General features: G+C 64.7%; 16 protein-coding genes. 2 read left to right on the top strand and 14 right to left on the bottom strand.

The window, feature by feature from the left end:
- The first annotated feature begins 64 nt into the window (after nucleotides 1-64).
- On the top strand, nucleotides 65-2,137 hold the full coding sequence (locus tag RAD04_RS28495) for a TRAP transporter permease (protein WP_461626442.1): 2,073 nt from the start codon (nucleotides 65-67) through the stop codon (nucleotides 2,135-2,137).
- A gap of 21 nt (nucleotides 2,138-2,158) precedes the next feature.
- Nucleotides 2,159-4,006: a glutaminase A gene (glsA, locus tag RAD04_RS28490; RefSeq protein ID WP_461626441.1), complete on the top strand. Its 1,848-nt coding sequence runs from the start codon at nucleotides 2,159-2,161 to the stop codon at nucleotides 4,004-4,006.
- 8 nt (nucleotides 4,007-4,014) lie between these two features.
- Here glsA and RAD04_RS28485 read toward each other — a convergent pair whose 3' ends face one another.
- The 14 genes from RAD04_RS28485 to RAD04_RS28420 all read right to left on the bottom strand — a co-directional run bounded on the left by RAD04_RS28485 (nucleotide 4,015) and on the right by RAD04_RS28420 (nucleotide 16,841).
- A complete protein-coding gene (locus RAD04_RS28485) occupies nucleotides 4,015-4,317 on the bottom strand; it encodes a nucleoside triphosphate pyrophosphohydrolase family protein (protein ID WP_028145149.1) in 303 nt (100 codons plus the stop codon).
- A gap of 26 nt (nucleotides 4,318-4,343) precedes the next feature.
- Complete coding sequence (locus RAD04_RS28480) at nucleotides 4,344-4,871, bottom strand: carboxymuconolactone decarboxylase family protein (RefSeq protein WP_461626440.1); 528 nt, start codon at nucleotides 4,869-4,871, stop codon at nucleotides 4,344-4,346.
- Nucleotides 4,872-5,352: 481 nt separating this feature from the next.
- Nucleotides 5,353-5,712: a Zn-ribbon domain-containing OB-fold protein gene (locus RAD04_RS28475; RefSeq protein WP_461626439.1), complete on the bottom strand. Its 360-nt coding sequence runs from the start codon at nucleotides 5,710-5,712 to the stop codon at nucleotides 5,353-5,355.
- Nucleotides 5,709-6,845, bottom strand: coding sequence for a thiolase family protein (locus RAD04_RS28470; protein ID WP_461626438.1), 1,137 nt, complete (start codon nucleotides 6,843-6,845; stop codon nucleotides 5,709-5,711). The genes RAD04_RS28475 and RAD04_RS28470 overlap by 4 nt, the downstream gene beginning before the upstream one ends.
- A complete protein-coding gene (locus RAD04_RS28465; protein WP_461626437.1) occupies nucleotides 6,842-8,056 on the bottom strand; it encodes a CaiB/BaiF CoA transferase family protein in 1,215 nt (404 codons plus the stop codon). The genes RAD04_RS28470 and RAD04_RS28465 overlap by 4 nt, the downstream gene beginning before the upstream one ends.
- Before the next feature lie 128 nt (nucleotides 8,057-8,184).
- Nucleotides 8,185-8,391, bottom strand: a complete 207-nt coding sequence (locus RAD04_RS28460) for a hypothetical protein (RefSeq protein WP_461626436.1) — start codon at nucleotides 8,389-8,391, stop codon at nucleotides 8,185-8,187.
- 122 nt (nucleotides 8,392-8,513) lie between these two features.
- Nucleotides 8,514-9,683: an acetyl-CoA acetyltransferase gene (locus RAD04_RS28455; protein ID WP_461626435.1), complete on the bottom strand. Its 1,170-nt coding sequence runs from the start codon at nucleotides 9,681-9,683 to the stop codon at nucleotides 8,514-8,516.
- 61 nt (nucleotides 9,684-9,744) lie between these two features.
- Entirely contained in the window at nucleotides 9,745-10,395 is a 651-nt protein-coding gene (gene eda, locus RAD04_RS28450) for a bifunctional 4-hydroxy-2-oxoglutarate aldolase/2-dehydro-3-deoxy-phosphogluconate aldolase (RefSeq protein WP_092252610.1), read from the bottom strand.
- 13 nt (nucleotides 10,396-10,408) lie between these two features.
- Nucleotides 10,409-11,383 carry a sugar kinase gene (locus tag RAD04_RS28445; RefSeq protein WP_461626434.1) on the bottom strand — a complete coding sequence of 325 codons (975 nt, stop codon included), beginning with the start codon at nucleotides 11,381-11,383 and terminating at the stop codon, nucleotides 10,409-10,411.
- A 24-nt stretch (nucleotides 11,384-11,407) separates the two neighbouring features.
- A complete protein-coding gene (gene denD / locus RAD04_RS28440) occupies nucleotides 11,408-12,394 on the bottom strand; it encodes a D-erythronate dehydrogenase (protein ID WP_018319836.1) in 987 nt (328 codons plus the stop codon).
- A 67-nt stretch (nucleotides 12,395-12,461) separates the two neighbouring features.
- On the bottom strand, nucleotides 12,462-13,397 hold the full coding sequence (locus tag RAD04_RS28435; RefSeq protein WP_018319835.1) for a carbohydrate ABC transporter permease: 936 nt from the start codon (nucleotides 13,395-13,397) through the stop codon (nucleotides 12,462-12,464).
- Complete coding sequence (locus RAD04_RS28430; RefSeq protein ID WP_461626509.1) at nucleotides 13,390-14,307, bottom strand: carbohydrate ABC transporter permease; 918 nt, start codon at nucleotides 14,305-14,307, stop codon at nucleotides 13,390-13,392. The genes RAD04_RS28435 and RAD04_RS28430 overlap by 8 nt, the downstream gene beginning before the upstream one ends.
- A 100-nt stretch (nucleotides 14,308-14,407) precedes the next feature.
- Nucleotides 14,408-15,727 (bottom strand): ABC transporter substrate-binding protein, encoded by a 1,320-nt coding sequence (locus RAD04_RS28425; RefSeq protein ID WP_461626433.1) that lies wholly within the window; start codon nucleotides 15,725-15,727, stop codon nucleotides 14,408-14,410.
- Between the two features lie 46 nt (nucleotides 15,728-15,773).
- The gene (locus tag RAD04_RS28420; RefSeq protein WP_091954325.1) at nucleotides 15,774-16,841 is read right to left on the bottom strand and encodes an ABC transporter ATP-binding protein; all 1,068 of its coding nucleotides are present in this window, start codon (nucleotides 16,839-16,841) and stop codon (nucleotides 15,774-15,776) included.
- Nucleotides 16,842-17,018 lie beyond the last annotated feature (177 nt).

The following is a 17,018-nucleotide window of genomic DNA, read 5'->3' as shown; positions in this document are numbered from 1 at the left end:
CGGCTTGATCGATTCAACCAACGGCCGTTCGCTTAGTTAGTTACCAGCCCACGCGGGACCGCTTATGTCTTCTTCCACCTCCACTGCCCCGCAAGACGAGACCAAGCGGGTCGTGTTCGACGATCCCCATGGCGCGGCCGGCAACATGCAGGAGGCCGAAGTCACGCGCGTGCGCACCTTGCGCGGCGCCTGGCGCTGGACGCTGGTCGCGGCGACCGCAGCCACGATCCTGCTCTGCATCAACCAGCAGTTCTCGTTGCGCTTCTTCATCGGCTACACCCAGCTCAACACGGAGTATTTCTATCTCCTGATCGCGTTGATGCTGCCCTTCACCTTCCTGATCTTTCCGGGCACCGAGCGCGCCCCGCTCGACCGGATCCCCTGGTACGACCTCATCTTGTTCGTCGCGACTTTCGCCGCAGCGCTGCTGCTGATGTCGAACGTGCGCAAGGCGGCGGAGGCCGGTTGGGAATTCGGCGGCGCGCCGAACAACGTAATCGCGGCGGGGCTCGTGATGTGGGCGATGCTGATGGAGGCGCTGCGCCGCACGGGCGGCTGGAGCCTGCTGTTGAGCGTGCTCCCCTTCACCGTCTATCCGCTGTTCGCCGAATCCAGCTGGCTCGGCCCGTTCCGCGGCACGCAATCGACGCTGGAGCAGGCGACCGCCTATCACGTGCTCTCCGGTGAAAGCCTGCTCGGCATTCCGATCCAGGCCTTCGCCGACACCGTGATCGGCTTCCTCGTGTTCGGCACCGCGCTGATGCTGACCGGTGCCGGAAAGTTCTTCATCAACCTTGCCTTCGCGCTGTGCGGCACGTTCCGCGGCGGCGCGGCCAAGGTCTGCATCTTTGCCAGCGGCCTGCTCGGCATGATGTCGGGCTCGATCATCTCCAACGTGCTGACCGCCGGCACCATGACCATCCCCGTGATGAAGAAGAGCGGCTTTCGCGCCTCCTATGCCGGCGCGATCGAAGCCTGCGCCTCGACCGGCGCGGTGCTGGCGCCGCCGGTGATGGGCGCGACCGCCTTCGTGATCGCGCAGTTCCTCAATATCAGCTACGCCGAGGTCGCGGTCGCCGCGATCATCCCGGCCGCGCTCTATTATGTCGGCCTGTTCATGCAGGTCGACTCCTACGCCGCGCGCCACGGGCTGAAGGGGATTCCGCGCGCCGAGCTGCCGCGGATCATGGATACGATCAAGGACGGCTGGTACTACGTCTTCGTCATCGCCCTGCTGGTCGTGATGCTGCTCTATTTCAAGCGCGAAAGCCATGCGCCGTTCTACGCGACCGCGCTGCTGCTGGTGCTCAACCAGTTCTTCTCCAAGGACACGCGCTGGACCTTTGCGACGATCGGCAAATTCCTCGAGGTCAACGGCCGCACTTTCGTCGAGCTGGTCGGCATCCTCGCCGGCTGCGGTCTCCTGATCGGCGCGTTCTCGATGACCGGTGTGGTGTCGAGCCTTGCCAACGATCTCTTGCATATTGCCGGCGACAATCCCTTCCTGCTGCTCGGCATGTGCGCCCTCACCAGCCTGATCCTCGGCCTCGGGCTGACGACGACGGCCTGCTACATCTTCCTCGCCATCCTGGTCGCGCCCGCGCTGGAGAAGCTCGGGCTGAACAAGATGGCCGTGCACATGTTCATCTTCTATTGGGGCATGCTGTCGTCGATCACCCCGCCGGTCGCGATCGCCTCCTTCGCGGCCGCAGGCATTGCCGGCTCGCCGGCGATGAAGACGGGCTGGGAATCGATGTGGGTCGGCAGCATCATCTATTTCATCCCGTTCTTCTTCGTGCTCAATCCGGCGCTGGTGCTGCAAGGGCCGAGCCCGTATCTCGCCGGTCTCGGCCTGATGGGACTTGCCGCGTTCGGCACGCTGTTCATCTGCGGCGGCATTCAGGGCTACCAGCCCTTCGTCGGCGACCTCCGCCGCGCTGGCGGGCTGGAATGGCCGATCCGGGTTCTGCTGGTGATCGGCGGCTTCGTGGTGGCGACACCGGGCGGCGGGATCATGCCGCTGTCGCAGATGCAGGTGACGCTGCTGGGCCTTGCCATCCTCGCGCCCACGGTTTTGCTCGCCCTGCTGCTGGTCCGGCGGCAGGCCGTGGTTCCGAACGGGTTGCGCGTACCCTGATTGCGTTGCACAAGAGAGGCGATGACCCCGCTCTCGCCTCTCGCCGCCGCCTGGACCCGCTCGAAGCCGCCCTTGCTGCGGTTTCTAAATAATTGCCTCAACGAATTCTCCGCCGAAACCTCGGGCAGCGTCGCCGACTACATCCCCGAGCTGAGCAAGGCTGATCCTGCCTATTTTGGCATCAGCCTCGCCACGCTCGACGGCCACGTCTACGAGGTCGGCGACTCCAGGGTGCCCTTCACCATCCAGTCGATGTCAAAACCGTTCGTGTTCGCGCTGGCGCTGGACCTTCTGGGCGCAGGCCGGGTCGAAAGCGCGATCGGCGTCGAACCATCAGGCGATCCCTTCAACTCGATCCGGCTGAATTCCGAGAACCACCCGTTCAACCCGATGGTCAATGCCGGCGCGATCGCCTGCACCGGGCTGATTTACGACAGCAAGGGCGCGGATGCCTTCGAGCAGATTCGCCTCGCACTGAGCCGCTTCGCAGGCCGCGATCTCGCCGTGGACGAAGCCGTCTACGGCTCGGAGAGCCAGACCGGCGACCGCAACCGCGCCATCGGCTATCTCCTCAAGACCAACGCGGTGATCTCCGACAATGTCGCGGGCGTGCTCGACGTCTATTTCCGGCAATGCGCCGTGCTGGTCACCGCGCGCGACATCGCGGTGATGGCGGCGACCCTCGCCAATCGCGGCGTCAATCCGGTCACGGGCGAGCAGGTGCTGACGCCTTACGCGATCTCGCGCACGCTCTCGGTGATGACCTCGTCGGGCATGTATGACTATGCCGGCGAATGGATCTACCGTATCGGCATTCCCGCCAAGAGCGGCGTGGGCGGCGGCATCCTCGCCGCCCTCCCCGCGCGCCTCGGGCTCGGCAGCTATTCGCCAAGGCTCGACAAGCACGGCAATAGCGTGCGCGGCATCAAGGTCTGCGAGGCGCTGTCCTCGCATTACGACCTGCACATGCTCAACCGCAGCGACGATGCGCGCAACGCCGTCATCGCCGACTACGATATCGGCAAGAGCCCGTCACGCCGCGTGCGCCGGCCGCAGGAGCGCGAGATTCTGGCTGCGCATGAGCAGGAGGTGCGGATCATCGAGCTGGTCGGCACGCTGTCGCTGTCCGCGGTCGACTACGTCTCCCGCCGGCTCGCGGGGCGGCCCCGTCCGCAATTCGTGATCTTCGATCTGCACCGCGTCACCTCCACCACGCGCGCCGGAGCGCGGCTCGTCGCCGAAGCGTTCGAGGAGCTCGCCGCACTGAATGTCACGGTGGTGCTGTCGGGCGTCAGGCGCGCATCCAAGGAATGGGACACGTTGCGGGAATGGACGGCCGAGCTGAAGAATGTCCGCGACTTCTACCTGCTCGACACCGCGATCGAATGGGCCGAAGACCAGATCGTCTACCGCTACGGCGGCTCGATCGACTTCCACGAGACCACCGAGCTTGCCGAGCAGCCGCTGCTCGAGGGCCTCGGCGAGGACGAGCTGGCGGATCTCGCCTCGATCTGCACCATCCGCACCTATCAATCCGGCGCCAAGATTCTCACCACGGGCGATCGCGCCGATTCCCTGTTCTTCCTGCGCAGCGGCGCCGTGCACGTCACGCTGCCCGACGGCGTGCGGCTCGCGACGCTGACCGCGGGCATGGCGTTCGGCGAGATGGCGCTGCTGGAGTCCACGCGCTCGGCCGACGTCTTCGCCGACATGGCCGCAACCGCCTATGAGGCTCCGCTGCAGGCGTTCGAACGCTTCCGCCAGCAGCACCCGCACGCCAGCGAGCGCATCATGCGCAACCTCGCCCAGCTCCTCGCCGATCGCCTGATCGTGGCGAACGCGAAGGTCGACATCCTGACGTCGACGTGAGTGCACGCCTACCGGCTCGCCGCCTCGCTCAGCCGCCGCTTGATCTTTGCCGCGCTCCTTTCGAGTAGCTCGGACGGTTTCTGGCCGGTCGTCGCGCAGAGGCAGGCCCAGTAATAGATGACGTCGCCGAGCTCATCGACGAGGCCAGCCTTGTCGAGCCAGTCATCGCGCAACAGCTTCTTGATGTGCTCGGCCACCTCGCCGGCCTCGCCCGCGAGCCCGAGACCGAGATAGGACAGCCGCTCGTTGGACGGATGTTCATCGACTTTCGCAACGCTCGCGGCCCAGGCCGCATATTCATCGATCGTCATTGGCATCCCTCGCCGCGGTGCTTCGATCAGCCCACCACTTCGGTAACGGGCTGGAGATCGATCTCGAACGTCTCCAGGAATTTTGACGTCATGATGTAGAAGCCGACCGAGAGCTGCAGCTCGACCAGCGCAGCCGGCGTCAGCTTCGCTGCGATCGCCTTGAAGGTCGCATCCGTCGGCTTCTTCAGCTTCACGATCTCGTCGGTGAAGGCGAGCGCCGCGCGCTGCACCTCGTTGAAGCACGTCGCCGCCTGCCAATTCTCGAGCGCCTCGTTCTGCGCGTCGGTGACGCCGACATTCTTGCCGATCCGCTTGTGCGCGACGATCTCGTACGGGGCCTCGCACAAGATGCCGGTGCGGGTGATCGCAAGCTCGCGCACGACCGGATCGAGCTCGCCCTTGTGACGGATGGCGCCCCCCAAGCGGCAGTACTGCTCGAAATAGCTTGGCGAGTGCGCCATCATGCGGAAGATGTTGGCGTTGCGGTTCTTGTCGAGAATTTCGCGGGTGCGGTCGGATGCCTTGGACGGGTCGCTGTAGCTGATACGGGCCATGATTTTCCTGAAGTTTTCCCTGATTTTTTGATGCTTTTTGTCGTCGTCCGCGCAAGTTCCCGAAGACTCTATTCGCGCGAGGACGCAGGAGCAACATTATCGAGTCAAATTGCCGCCGCATTGCTGATCGACCCTGACACAGTCGATATTCGCCGCGTGGGGACAAATCACGGTGAGTACTCGCAAATGGGGTGTTCCGAGTAAAACAATTGGCCATTGGGTGCGCTAGCCGCACAACGATGAGTCACGCCCAAGTCTAGGGAGAAAAAGGCATGAAGGAAGCCACCAAGGGGGCGGCCTCGGGAGCGCTCGCGCATATGCTGGCGGTGACGGCGATGCTCGTCATCGCCAGCATCTTGTTCTACGGGCGTTAGTTGGAGTTCTAGAGTTTTCGTCATTCCGGGGTGGCCCTCGCACAGGCCAAGCCCAGAATACCCGTTCCAGGCTCGGTCATAGGACCGCCCCCGAATGACGAATCCCGTTACGTGTCCTTCGTGAAGAACGGTACGAGTTTCCCGGCAAACGGCTTGAAGCTCGCGACGACCGAATCGCCGATGGCGAGTCCGTTGTCGCCATGCGCCATCATGCGAAAGCCCTCGGCGCAATCGATCAGCAGGATGTTGTAGGGCACGTGTGCGCGCGTCTCGGGCGTGGCGGCACGACAGACCAGCGAGGTGGCGTAGACCCTGCCCTTGCCGCTGGCGCGCTGCTCGCGCGGATCCGATTCGCCACAAGCCGCGCAGAAGGCGCGGTGGAAGTACTGCACGTGCCCGCATGAGTTGCAGGTCTGGTAGGTGATGGCCGCTTCGCCCTTGGTCCAGTCTGCCAGACGCCCGCTCATCGCACCCGCTCCAGGAACATGCTCACATGCGACGACAGCACGCCGCCGTCGCCATGCAGCAACGCAATCGAGGCGTCGCGCACTTGGCGGCTCGTCGCCCGCCCCGTCATCTGCAAATGCGCCTCAACCAGATGCGCCATCGCGCCGCCGACGCCGCAATGGCCGTAGCTGAGCAGCCCGCCATGGGTGTTCAGCGGCATCGCGCCGTCGCGGCTGAAATGGCCTGATCGCACGCGGGCTGCGGCCTCACCGCGGCCGGCAAGGCCGAGGTCTTCCAGCAGCATCGCGAGCGTGATGGTAAAACTGTCGTAGATCGCGGCGTAGCGCACATCGGAGATCGCAAGGCCGCAAGCCTCCTTGGCGCGCGCGATGGAGAGCTCGGCGCCGAGCTCACTGAGCGCGGGCGCGGCCGTGACATGCTGATGGGTATGCGCTTGCGCGCAGCCGCGGATGCGCACGCCCGCCTCCCCGGTCCGCTCGCGGCTGACGACGAACGCCGCGCCGCCGTCGGACACCGGACAGCAATCGAGCAGCTTGAGCGGCATCGCCACCGGCTTCGAGGCCATGACGTCGGCAACGGTGATGGGGTCGTGGGATTGCGCGCCGGGATGGGTGCAGGCGTGCGCGCGCATCAGCACCGCGAATTCGGCGAGATCCTCTTCCGTCACGCCGTATTCGTGCATGTACCTGTTGGCGACCAGGCCGTAATAGGCAGGAATGGTCGGCCCCAGCGGCACCTCGTAATCGGGATGGCCGACCTGCGCCAGCGCCTGGATCGAGGCATCGCGGCTCTGCCCGGTGAGGCGGTTCTCGCCGGCGACCACGAGCACATTGCGCGCGGCGCCCGAGGTGACGAGGTGATGCGCCAGCATCGTCATCGCGAGCCCCGTGGCGCCGCCAACCTGCACGGCGTGGGCGTAAGACGGGCGAATGCCAAAGTGCTCGGCGAACACGGTCGCCAGCATGATGTGGGGCGAGACGGTGGAATAGCCGCACAGGATGCCGTCGATATCCGAACGCTTCAGCCCGGCATCGTCGAGCGCGGCTTGCGCGGCCTTGCTCATCAGGTCGAGCGAGGACGAGCCTTCATGCTTGCCGAAGGGCGTGAGGCCGACGCCGGTGATGAAGCTCATGGTGCCTCTCCCCACTCAGGTGGCGAGCGTGTGACGCCGTCGCGCACCATGGCGGCGATCTCGTCGGCGGAGTATCCGATCTCGCGAAGAATCTCCGCGCCGTGCTCGTTGAGACGCGGGGCCAGCCGCACCGGCTCGGCCTCCGTCTCCGACCAGGTCGCGGTCACCTTCATGCTGCGGATCGGACCCTCGGTCGGATGGTCCACGACGGGGAAGAAATTCGTCGCCTGCAGATGTTCATCATGCAGGATCGAGGCAAGGTCGTGCATTGGCATGACGGGCACGTCGGCCTTGGTGAGCAGGTCGATCCATTCGGCGGTCGTGCGCGTCTCGAAGATGCGCGCGAGCTCGGCATAGACCACATCGATATTGGCGGCGCGCCCCGCGAAGGTCGCGAATCTGGGATCGGCGCGGAGGTCATCGCGCGCGGTCGCCTTGAAGAAATTGTCCCACTGCTTGTCGTTGTAGACGATGACGCTGAGATAGCCGTCCGAGGTCTTGTAGGGCCTGCGGTCGCGCGAGAGGTGGCGGGCATAGCCGCCCTTGTCGAGCGGCGGCTCATAGGTGAGCCCGCCCATGTGATCGCCCATGACGAAGCCGGCCATGGTCTCGAACATCGGGATATCGACGCGCTGGCCGCGTCCGGTGCGGTCGCGATGCACGAGGCTGGCGCAGATCGCGCCGACGGCGGTGAGGCCGACGATGCGGTCGACCAGCGCGTTCGGCACGTAGCGCGGTACGCCGTCGCCGGTCTGCGCCATCAGCGCCGGCAGCGCGGTGGCGCCCTGGATCAGATCGTCATAGGCGGGCTTTGCGGCATACGGGCCATCCTGGCCAAAGCCGAACACGCCGGCATAGACGAGGCGCGGATTGATTTTCGAGACGACGTCGTAGCCGAGCTGCAGCCGCGCCATCGCCTGCGGGCGGACGTTGTAGACGAGAACGTCGGCGTCCTTCAGAAGCCGCAGCACGGCCTCGCGGCCGGCGGGCTTCTTCAGATCGAGGCAGATCGAACGCTTGCTGCGGTTGGTGTTGAGAAACACCGGGCCCATGCCGGCGTGGCGCATCGGGCCGATCAGGCGGGTGACGTCACCGTCCAGCGATTCCACCTTGATGACGTCAGCGCCGTAGTCGCCGAGCATCTGGGTCGCATAAGGCCCCATCAGCACGGTGGTCATGTCGATGACCTTGATGCCCTTCAGCGGCCCCATCGTTCGCTCCCGATTGCGCGAGGGGCCAAGGCGCGGCCCCGCGATTTCGGTCCAGCTAAGGGCAGCGGTGCCGCGCGCGCAAGGGCGGCCGGCGTATGGCCGCATGCGCCGCGCGGTGATACCGGCCGCTATTTCTTCTGGCGGGAATCGCGGATCTTGAGGAGCCGGTCGAGCTCTTCGTTCTGCTGGCTGATCCGGTCGGCGATGCGCGACTCGTTCTGCTCGCCTGAGGCGGCCGCGGCCTGCTCGATGAGCTGCCTTATATTGTCCTCAAGGATCGCAATCCGACCGTTGAGTGCGTCCATCGACAGCGAGTCTTCGTAGTCAGTGCTCATGATGCTTTTCCGCCAATCAATCAGGAGCCGTAAGGTGGGCAAAGCGAAGCGAGCCCACCATGATCTAGCGCAAGGAAGATGGTGGGCACGGCGCCTTCGCGCCTTTGCCCACCCTACAAGACCTACTTCAGCGGCTCCAGCACCGAGACGTAGTTGGCGACCGCGGCACCGCCCATGTTGAAGATGCCGCCGAGCTTGGCGTTCTTGAGCTGCATGCCCTCGGGCGCCTGGCCTGCGAGCTGCATCGCGGTCATCACGTGCATGGAAACGCCGGTGGCGCCGATCGGATGGCCCTTGGCCTTCAGGCCGCCGGACGGATTGACCGGCAACTTGCCGTCCTTCAGCGTCCAGCCTTCCTTGATGGCGCGGGCACCCTGGCCCCTCGGCGTCAGGCCCATCGCTTCGTATTCGATCAGCTCGGCCACGGTGAAGCAGTCATGGGTCTCGACGAAGGAGAGATCGGACAGCGTCACCCCGGCCTTCTCCAGCGCGCGCTGCCAGGCAACCGTGCAGCCCTCGAACTGGAGGATGTCGCGCTTGGACATCGGCAGGAAGTCCTGGGCGTGCGCGGTGGCGCGGAAGCCGATCGACTTGGTCATGCCCTTGGCGGTCTCGGCGTCGGCCAGCACCAGCGCGGCGGCGCCGTCGGAGACCAGCGAGCAATCGGTGCGCTTCAGGGGGCCGGCGACGTAGGGGTTCCTCTCGCTCTCGGCGCGGCAGAAGTCGAAACCGAAATCCTTGCGCATCTGGGCGAAGGGATTGGCGACGCCGTTCTTGTGGTTCTTGGCCGCGATCAGCGCCAGAGCGTCGGACTGGTCGCCGTATTTCTGGAAATAGGAGCTGGCGATCTTGCCGAACACGCCGGCGAAGCCGCCGACGGTGTCGCCGTCCTCGGGCAGGTAGGACGCCTTCAGCAGGTTCTTGCCGATCTCGGCGCCCGGGGTGCGGGTCATCTGCTCGACGCCGACGACCAGGACGATCTTGGCGGCGCCTGCGGCGATCGCGCGCAGGCCCTGGTGCACGGCGGCAGAACCGGTGGCGCAGGCGTTCTCGACCCGGGTCGCCGGCTTGAAGCGCAGCTTCGGGTCGGCCTGGAGCACCAGCGAGGCGGTAAAATCCTGCGCCGAGAAGCCGGCGTTGAAATGGCCGAGCACGATCTCGTCGACATCGCCGGCCGAAATGCCGGCATCGGCCATCGCCTCATTGGCGACGCGGGTGACGAGGCTTTCGACGGTTTCGGTGTCGAACTTGCCGAACGGCGTATGCGCCCATCCGACGATGCTGGCGGTCATGGTCATGTCTCCCTGGGGTCTCTCTTCCTGAGCTAAGTCTTAGCGCAGGGATGGCAAGACTTCACGCGGGTTTCAGGGCCTTGAGGGTGCGCTGGCAGATGGCAGTTATGCCGGCCCAGTTCCCGGCCCTGATCTCGGCCGTCGGGCACAGCCAGGAACCGCCGACCGCGACCACATTGGGCTCGGCGAGCCAGCTCGCCGCGTTGGCCTCACCGATGCCGCCGGTCGGGCAGAACCGCACGTTCGGGAACGGTCCGCCGAGCGAACGCAGGCCCTTGATGCCGCCGGCCTGCTCGGCCGGGAAGAATTTTGCGACGTCGAGGCCGTGCGACAGCGCCAGCATCAGCTCGGACGCCGTGGCGATGCCCGGCGCGAACGGCAGCGAGCTGTGGGCGGCGGCCTTGAGGAGATCGGGGGTCAGGCCGGGGCTGATGCCGAAGGCGACGCCGAGCTTCTCGACACGGGTGAAGTCGGCCGGATTGAGGATCGTGCCGATGCCGACGACCGCCTCCGGGACTTCGGCCATCATCGCCCTCGCCGCCTCGATCGCAACCGGGGTGCGCATCGTCACCTCCAGCGTGCGGACGCCGCCGGCAACCAGCGCGCGCGCCAGCGGCACGGCATCCTGGATACGCTCGATGGTGAGGACGGGAATGACGGTCGCCGCCTTGAACAGCGCGGCGAGGTGGTTCTGTTGGGCAGTCGTGGTCATAGGGTCTCGATCTTTACTTGGTCGCCTGGCGGGAGGTCGCCGGCCGGTGTCGTTTCTTCGGCGGCATGGCATAGCCCGGAATGATGGCGCCGGAATAGCAGATCACGACGCCGGCGAGGCGATGCCCAGCCTGGGCGGCCTCGACCGGATCGGAACCGGCGAGCCGGGCCGCGATATAGGCCGCGGCAAAGCTGTCGCCGGCCGCCGTGGTGTCGACGACGGGCTTGGTCATCGGTTCGGCGCGGACCTCATGGGTAGCACCGGGGAAGCGCAGCAGGCTGACGGGCTCGGCGAGCCGGAACACCAGCTCGGGCGTCGGGATGCGCGCCATCAGCTGATCGTTGCTCTCGCCGGGATAAAGCGCGAGTAGATCCTCGGTGGAGGTCAACACGATGTCGGCGGCGGCGAAAGCAGCCGCAAACACCTCGCGCGCGACATCGCGGTCCGGCCATCCCCGCGCGCGAAAATTGGTGTCGAAAACGAAGCGGGTGCCGAGCAGGCGCGCGCGCTTGATCGCCGCGAACAGGCGTTCGCGCCCGGGCGCATCGTAGATCGAGAGCGTGATCGCGGAGAGATAGACGATGTCGTAGCTCATCAGCGAGTTGAGGAGCTCATCGGTCTCCGGCAGGCTCATCAGCTGGCGCGCCGCCGCGCTGTCGCGCCAGTGGAAGAACTGGCGCTCGCCCTTCGCATCCAGCTGGATCATGTAGAGGCCGGGCAGCTTGCCAGCCAGGCGCACGACACGCCTTGTACCGACATTCTCCGCGTTCCAGGCCGCGATCATCTCGTCGCTGAGGCCGTCATCGCCGAGCGCGGTGAGATAATCGACCTTGACCTCGAGCCGCGCCAGATAGACCGCGGTGTTGAGGGTGTCACCGCCGAAGCCGCGCGAATACAGCCCGCCGCCCTGCCCTTGCCCGGCAGACGCGTTTCCTTGCGCCTGTCTGAGCTCGACCATGCATTCACCGATGCAAGCAACGCTCGCCATCACCAGGGCCCGCTCAGTCAGGGATCATGCGACGAAGTTGCCGCCGAGCTCGTCTTCGATGTGAATGCGGATGATATCGTCGAAAGTCTTCTCGGCGGTGGTGAAACCGAGCTCGAGCGACCGCTTCGCATTGAAATTGCGCGGCCAGCCGCCGACGATGCCGACGATGAAGGGATCGGGCTCGCGCTTGATGCGCGCGGCGACCTTCTCGCCCGCAACCCGCTTCAGGGCGGCGATCTGCTCGCCGACCGTCGCCGACAGGCCCGGCATGGTCAAATTGCGGCGCGGGCCCACCGCGGCGAGATCCATGGTGCCGGCGTGCAGCAGGAATCCGACCGCCGAGCGCGGCGTGGCGTGCCAGTGGCGGACATCCTCGGAAACCGGGAGCACCGCTTCCTTGCCGGCCAGCGGCTCGCGCAGGATGTTGGAGAAGAAGCCCGATGCCGCCTTGTTGGGCAGGCCGGGCCGGATGCAGATGGTCGGCAGCCGGATGCCGATGCCGTCGAGGAAGCCGCGGCGCGAATAGTCGGCCAGCAGCAATTCGCCGATCGCCTTCTGCGCGCCGTAGCTGAGCAGCGGGGTGTGGAAGAACTCGTCGCCGATCGCATCCGGGAACGGCGCGCCGAACACCGCGATCGAGGACGTGAACACTACGCGCGGCTTGTAGCCGCCACCGACCAACCGAATGGCATCGAGCAGCATTCGCGTGCCATCGAGATTGATGCGGTAACCCTTGTCGAAATCGAGCTCGGCCTCGCCCGAGACGATCGCGGCGAGATGGAAAATCACGTCCGGGCGGCCGGCGATCAGCTTTTCGGCAGCGCCCGGCACGGCGAAATCGCCAGACACGGTCTCAACGGGGAAACCAGCCTTCTCGGGCTTCTTCGGCTCGACCACGTCATGCATGGTGAGCTTGGTGATGTCGCTCTTGCCGAGCCGGCCGTCACGCAACAGCCGTTCACACAATTTGCGGCCGACCATGCCGGCGGCGCCCAGAACCAGAACGTGCAAGAGCTTAACTCCTTGGTTTTTGGCCGGAGCGCGCAGCCTCCGGCGCGCTCCGTGGCAGACCCCGCGATTATTCCTTCACGGCGCCGGTCATCGCGGACACATAATGCTCCACGAAGAAGGCGTAAAGGATGACGAGCGGCAGCGAGCCGGCCAACGCTCCGGCCATCAGCGAACCCCAGCGGTAGATGTCACCGTCCACGAACTCGTTGACGATCGCGACCGGCACCGTCTTGTTGCTGGTCGACTGCAGGAAGGTCAACGCGTAGATGAACTCGTTCCAGCACAGCGTGAAGCAGAAGATGAAGGCCGAGATCAGGCCGGGGATTGCGAGCGGCAGAACGATCTTGACCAGGATCTGCCAGCGGCTCGCCCCGTCGATCAGCGCGCATTCCTCGAGCTCGAACGGGATGGTCTTGAAATAGCCCATCAGCAGCCAGGTCGAGAACGGGATCAGGATGGTCGGATAGGTCAGGATCAACGCCAGCGGCGAGTCGAACAACCCGTACTGGAACACGACGGTGGCGAGCGGGATGAACAGGATCGACGGCGGCACCAGATAAGCGAGGAAGATCAGCCCGCCGACGAGATTGGCGCCCTTGTAGCGCAAGCGCACGATGGCGTAGGCAGCCAGCACCGACGCGATGATCGAAAGCACCGTCGCGCAGACGGCCACGTACATCGTGTTCCAGAGCCAGTACGGGTAGTAGCTCTCGAACAGCAGCTTGTGGAAATGCTTGAAGGTCGGATTCCAGGTCCAGAACGGGTTGTACCTGTCGAGATCGAGCAACTGCTCGTCCGGCTTCACCGAGGTCAGCGCCATCCAGTAGAACGGGAACAGCAGAACGATGACGATGATCGCGAGCGGCAGGTACAGCGTCACCATCCGGCGCGGCACCGACTGCAGATAGCTCATGCCCTCGCTGTGATCGTCCTTCGCCACCGTCGGAGAGGATCCGGATAGCACGGCCTTGAGATCAACGGACCTGGTGGGCAGATCAGTCATTGTTCTCTCCCTGCTGCCATTTCCTGCGCTGGAGGCCGAACCACGAGACCATAATTGCGGCGAGCAGGAACGGGATCATGGCGCTCGAGATCGCGGCGCCCTCGCCCAGCTGCCCGGCGATGATCGCGCGCTGGTAGGACAATGTCGCCATCAGATGGGTGGCGTTGACGGGCCCGCCGCGCGTCATCGCCCAGATCAGCTGGAAGTCGGTGAAGGTGAACAGCACCGAGAAGGTCATCACGACGGCGATGATCGGCGTCAGCAGCGGATAGGTGATGAAGCGGAAATTCTGCCAGCGCGTGGCGCCGTCGAGCGTTGCGGCTTCATAGAGCGAGGGCGACACCGTCTGCAGGCCCGCCAGCAGCGTGATCGCCACGAACGGCACGCCGCGCCAGATATTGGCGAAGATCACGCAAATGCGTGCCCAGGTCGTGTCGCCGAGGAAGTTGATGTTCTGGTCGATGATGCCGAGATGCCTCAGCGACCAGGAGATGATGGAGAATTGCGAATCGAAGATCCACCAGAACGCCAGCGCCGAGAGCACCGTCGGCACGATGAAGGGGATCAGGACCATCGCGCGCAGCATCGCCTTGAACGGCATGTTCTCGTTCAGCAGCAGCGCGAGATAAAGCCCAATCGCGAATTTGAGGGCGCTGGCGACGAAGGTGTAGAGCAGCGTGTTGAACACCGACAGCCAGAAGATGGAATCGTCCCACAGCCACTCATAGTTCTCGGTGGCGACAAAGTGCCCAACCCTGCCGATGCGGGTGTCCGTGAAGGACAGCCAGATGCCGAGCCCCAGCGGATAGGCCAGGAAGAAGATCAGGAACGCCATGGCCGGCACCATGAACCAGAAGCCGAGCCAGTTGCGATTGTGTTTGAGCTGGGTCCAGGCGCTGTCCTCGCTCATATGAGGCTTGGCCCGGGGAATTGCGACATCAGCCATGCCCGATATCCCTGATCGAAATGTTGACGAGCGGGCGGCGCGACTGCCGCCCGCTCAGTGACCCTCAGCGATAGATGCGCTTCAGCTGGCGCTCGGCTTCCGCCATCGCGCCCTTCGCATCCTTGGTGCCGGTGCAGTAGTTGGCGAACATGTCGACGACGATGAAGTCGGCGATTGCCGTCGCCGCCTTTTCGCCGACGGTGCCGATACCGGCCGCCGGTAGAGTGCGCTTGGACGCCTGCGCGAACACGGCGTTCTTGGGATCCGCCGTCCAGATCGGCGCCGACTCATAAGCGTTCAAGGTCTGCGTCAGATAGCCCTGCGCGCCGTCCAGCCACTTCTCGTAGTTCTCCTTCTCCAGCATGAAGGCGACGAAGGCCTTCGCCGCGTTCGGATATTTGGTGAAGTTGAAGGCGAGGATCGGCAGCGCAAGCTGCAGCTCGGTCGGCTTGCCAACCGGTCCGACCGGCCAGAGCGCGTGATAGGTGTCCGCGGCGAGCTCCTTCTTGCTCGCATCGGTCTTGGCGGCGACGTAGATCGAGATGCCGTTCGCCGTGCAATAGAGCTCGCCGGCGAGGAACGCCTTGTTGTTAGACGAATCGTTCCAGGACGCGGTGCCCGGGATGAAGGCCTCGTACAGCGCCTTGCAATATTCCAGCGCCTTCGCCGTCTCGGGCGAATTGATGATGATCTTGTCGTTCTGGTCGACCGTGTAGGCGCCGTGGCCCCACAGCACCCAGTGCAGCCACGAATTGCCGTCGCCCGAGGCGTGCCCGAGAGCGAAGCCGGCCGGCGTGTTGTTCGCCTTCAGTGCCTTGCACATCTCGAGGAAGCTGGGGAAGTCCTTCGGGAATTCCTTGAACCCCGCCTTGTCGAGCGCCGACTTGCGGTACGTCATGTAACCGCCGTTGGTCGCGACGGGAATGCCGAGCCAATCGTTGCCTTGCTTGCAGGTCTTGGCGGCCGCATCGGTCCAGCCGCCGTATTTCTTGCCGAGATAATCGGCAACGTCGTTCATCTTCAGCACTTTGGTGGGGAACAGCTGCGGCAACGTGTGCAGGCCCCAGGCAAGATCGAGCCCGGAGCCGGTATTGGCCGCAACAGAGGCCTTCGGTTGCACGTCCTCGAAGGATTCGCTGAACACGTTCATCTCGGTGCCGGTGGCAGCCTTGAACGCCGCGACCATTGCGTTGAACGCATCGTCCTCAGCCGGCACGAAGCGCTTCCACCGCATCACGGTCAGCTTGGCACCGGGCTCCGCCTTCCAGGGCGCGCTCTGCGCCCAGGCCTTGGCGAAATCGAACAGTGCCGGCCCGGTAAGCATGCCGGTTGCAGCCAGTGCCGTTCCGCCTTGAAGCAGAGTCCGGCGGGTAAAGTCTTGCATGTCGTCCTCCCTGTGATGCTTTTTATTATCTTAACTTAAACTTACGCTACGCGTTCAGGCGCTTTCCCGTCGCCTCGTCGAACAGATGCACCAGTGACGGGTCGGGCTTCAGCCGGACCTTGTCGCCCGGGTTGAACTGGTGGCGTTCGCGGAAGACCGCGACGACCTGCTCGCCGCCGATCTTGGCGAACACCTGCGTCTCCGAGCCGGTCGGCTCGACCACGATGATCTCGGCTTCGGCACCGTCGTCGGCAATGGTGAAATGCTCGGGCCGCACGCCGTAGACCGCGGGACGGCCGTCGGACGCCGCGGGCGCGGTCTTGAGCGGCAGCTTGACGCCGTTCGGCCCCTCGAAGGTCGCAACGCCGTTGACGCGCACATGCCCCTTCAGGAAGTTCATCGCGGGCGAGCCGATGAAGCCGGCGACGAACTGGTTGTCGGGCTTGTCATAGAGCTCCAGCGGCGTGCCCATCTGCTCGACGATGCCGTCATGCATGACGACGATCTTGTCGGCCATGGTCATGGCTTCGATCTGGTCGTGGGTGACATAGACGGTCGTCGTCTTCAGCCGCTGGTGCAGCTCCTTGATCTCGGTGCGCATGGCGACGCGCAGCTTGGCGTCGAGATTGGACAAGGGCTCGTCGAACAGGAAGACCTGCGGGTCACGCACGATGGCGCGGCCCATCGCGACGCGCTGGCGCTGACCGCCGGAGAGCTGGCGCGGATAGCGATCGAGCAGCGGCGACAGCGCGAGGATCTCGGCGGCGCGCTTGACGCGCTTGTTGATCTCGTCGGCGCCGGCATTCCGCAGCTTCAGCGAGAAGCCCATGTTGTCGGCGACCGTCATGTGCGGATAGAGCGCGTAGTTCTGGAAGACCATCGCAATGTCCCGCTCCTTGGGCTGGACATTGTTGACGACGCGGTCGCCGATCGAGATCGTGCCGGAGGTGATGTTCTCGAGACCGGCGAGCATGCGCAGAAGCGTCGACTTGCCGCAGCCGGAGGGGCCGACCAGAACGACGAACTGGCCGTCCTCGATCGGTACAGTCACGCCGTGCAGGACTTCAAAATTGCCGAACGATTTCCGCACGTCGCGGATTTGCACAGACGACATCTAGCTCCCTCCTCGAAAGTCCACGGCGCCTCTAGCGCCGCGACCGTCTTGTTTTTTCAGACTTCACCGAACTCGGCCCGATCTTAGCGGGCAACATTGTCGGCAGTTTGTGCGGTTTTGGCAATTTGTCTTTGGTTAGTCGTTGCTGGTAGCGCTGTCAACGTTCCTTTGTTTGCG

This window comes from Bradyrhizobium sp. 25ACV (genome assembly GCF_054863005.1).
Note: the sequence above shows the minus strand (reverse complement) of the source record. Positions and strands in the feature narration are given on the sequence as shown.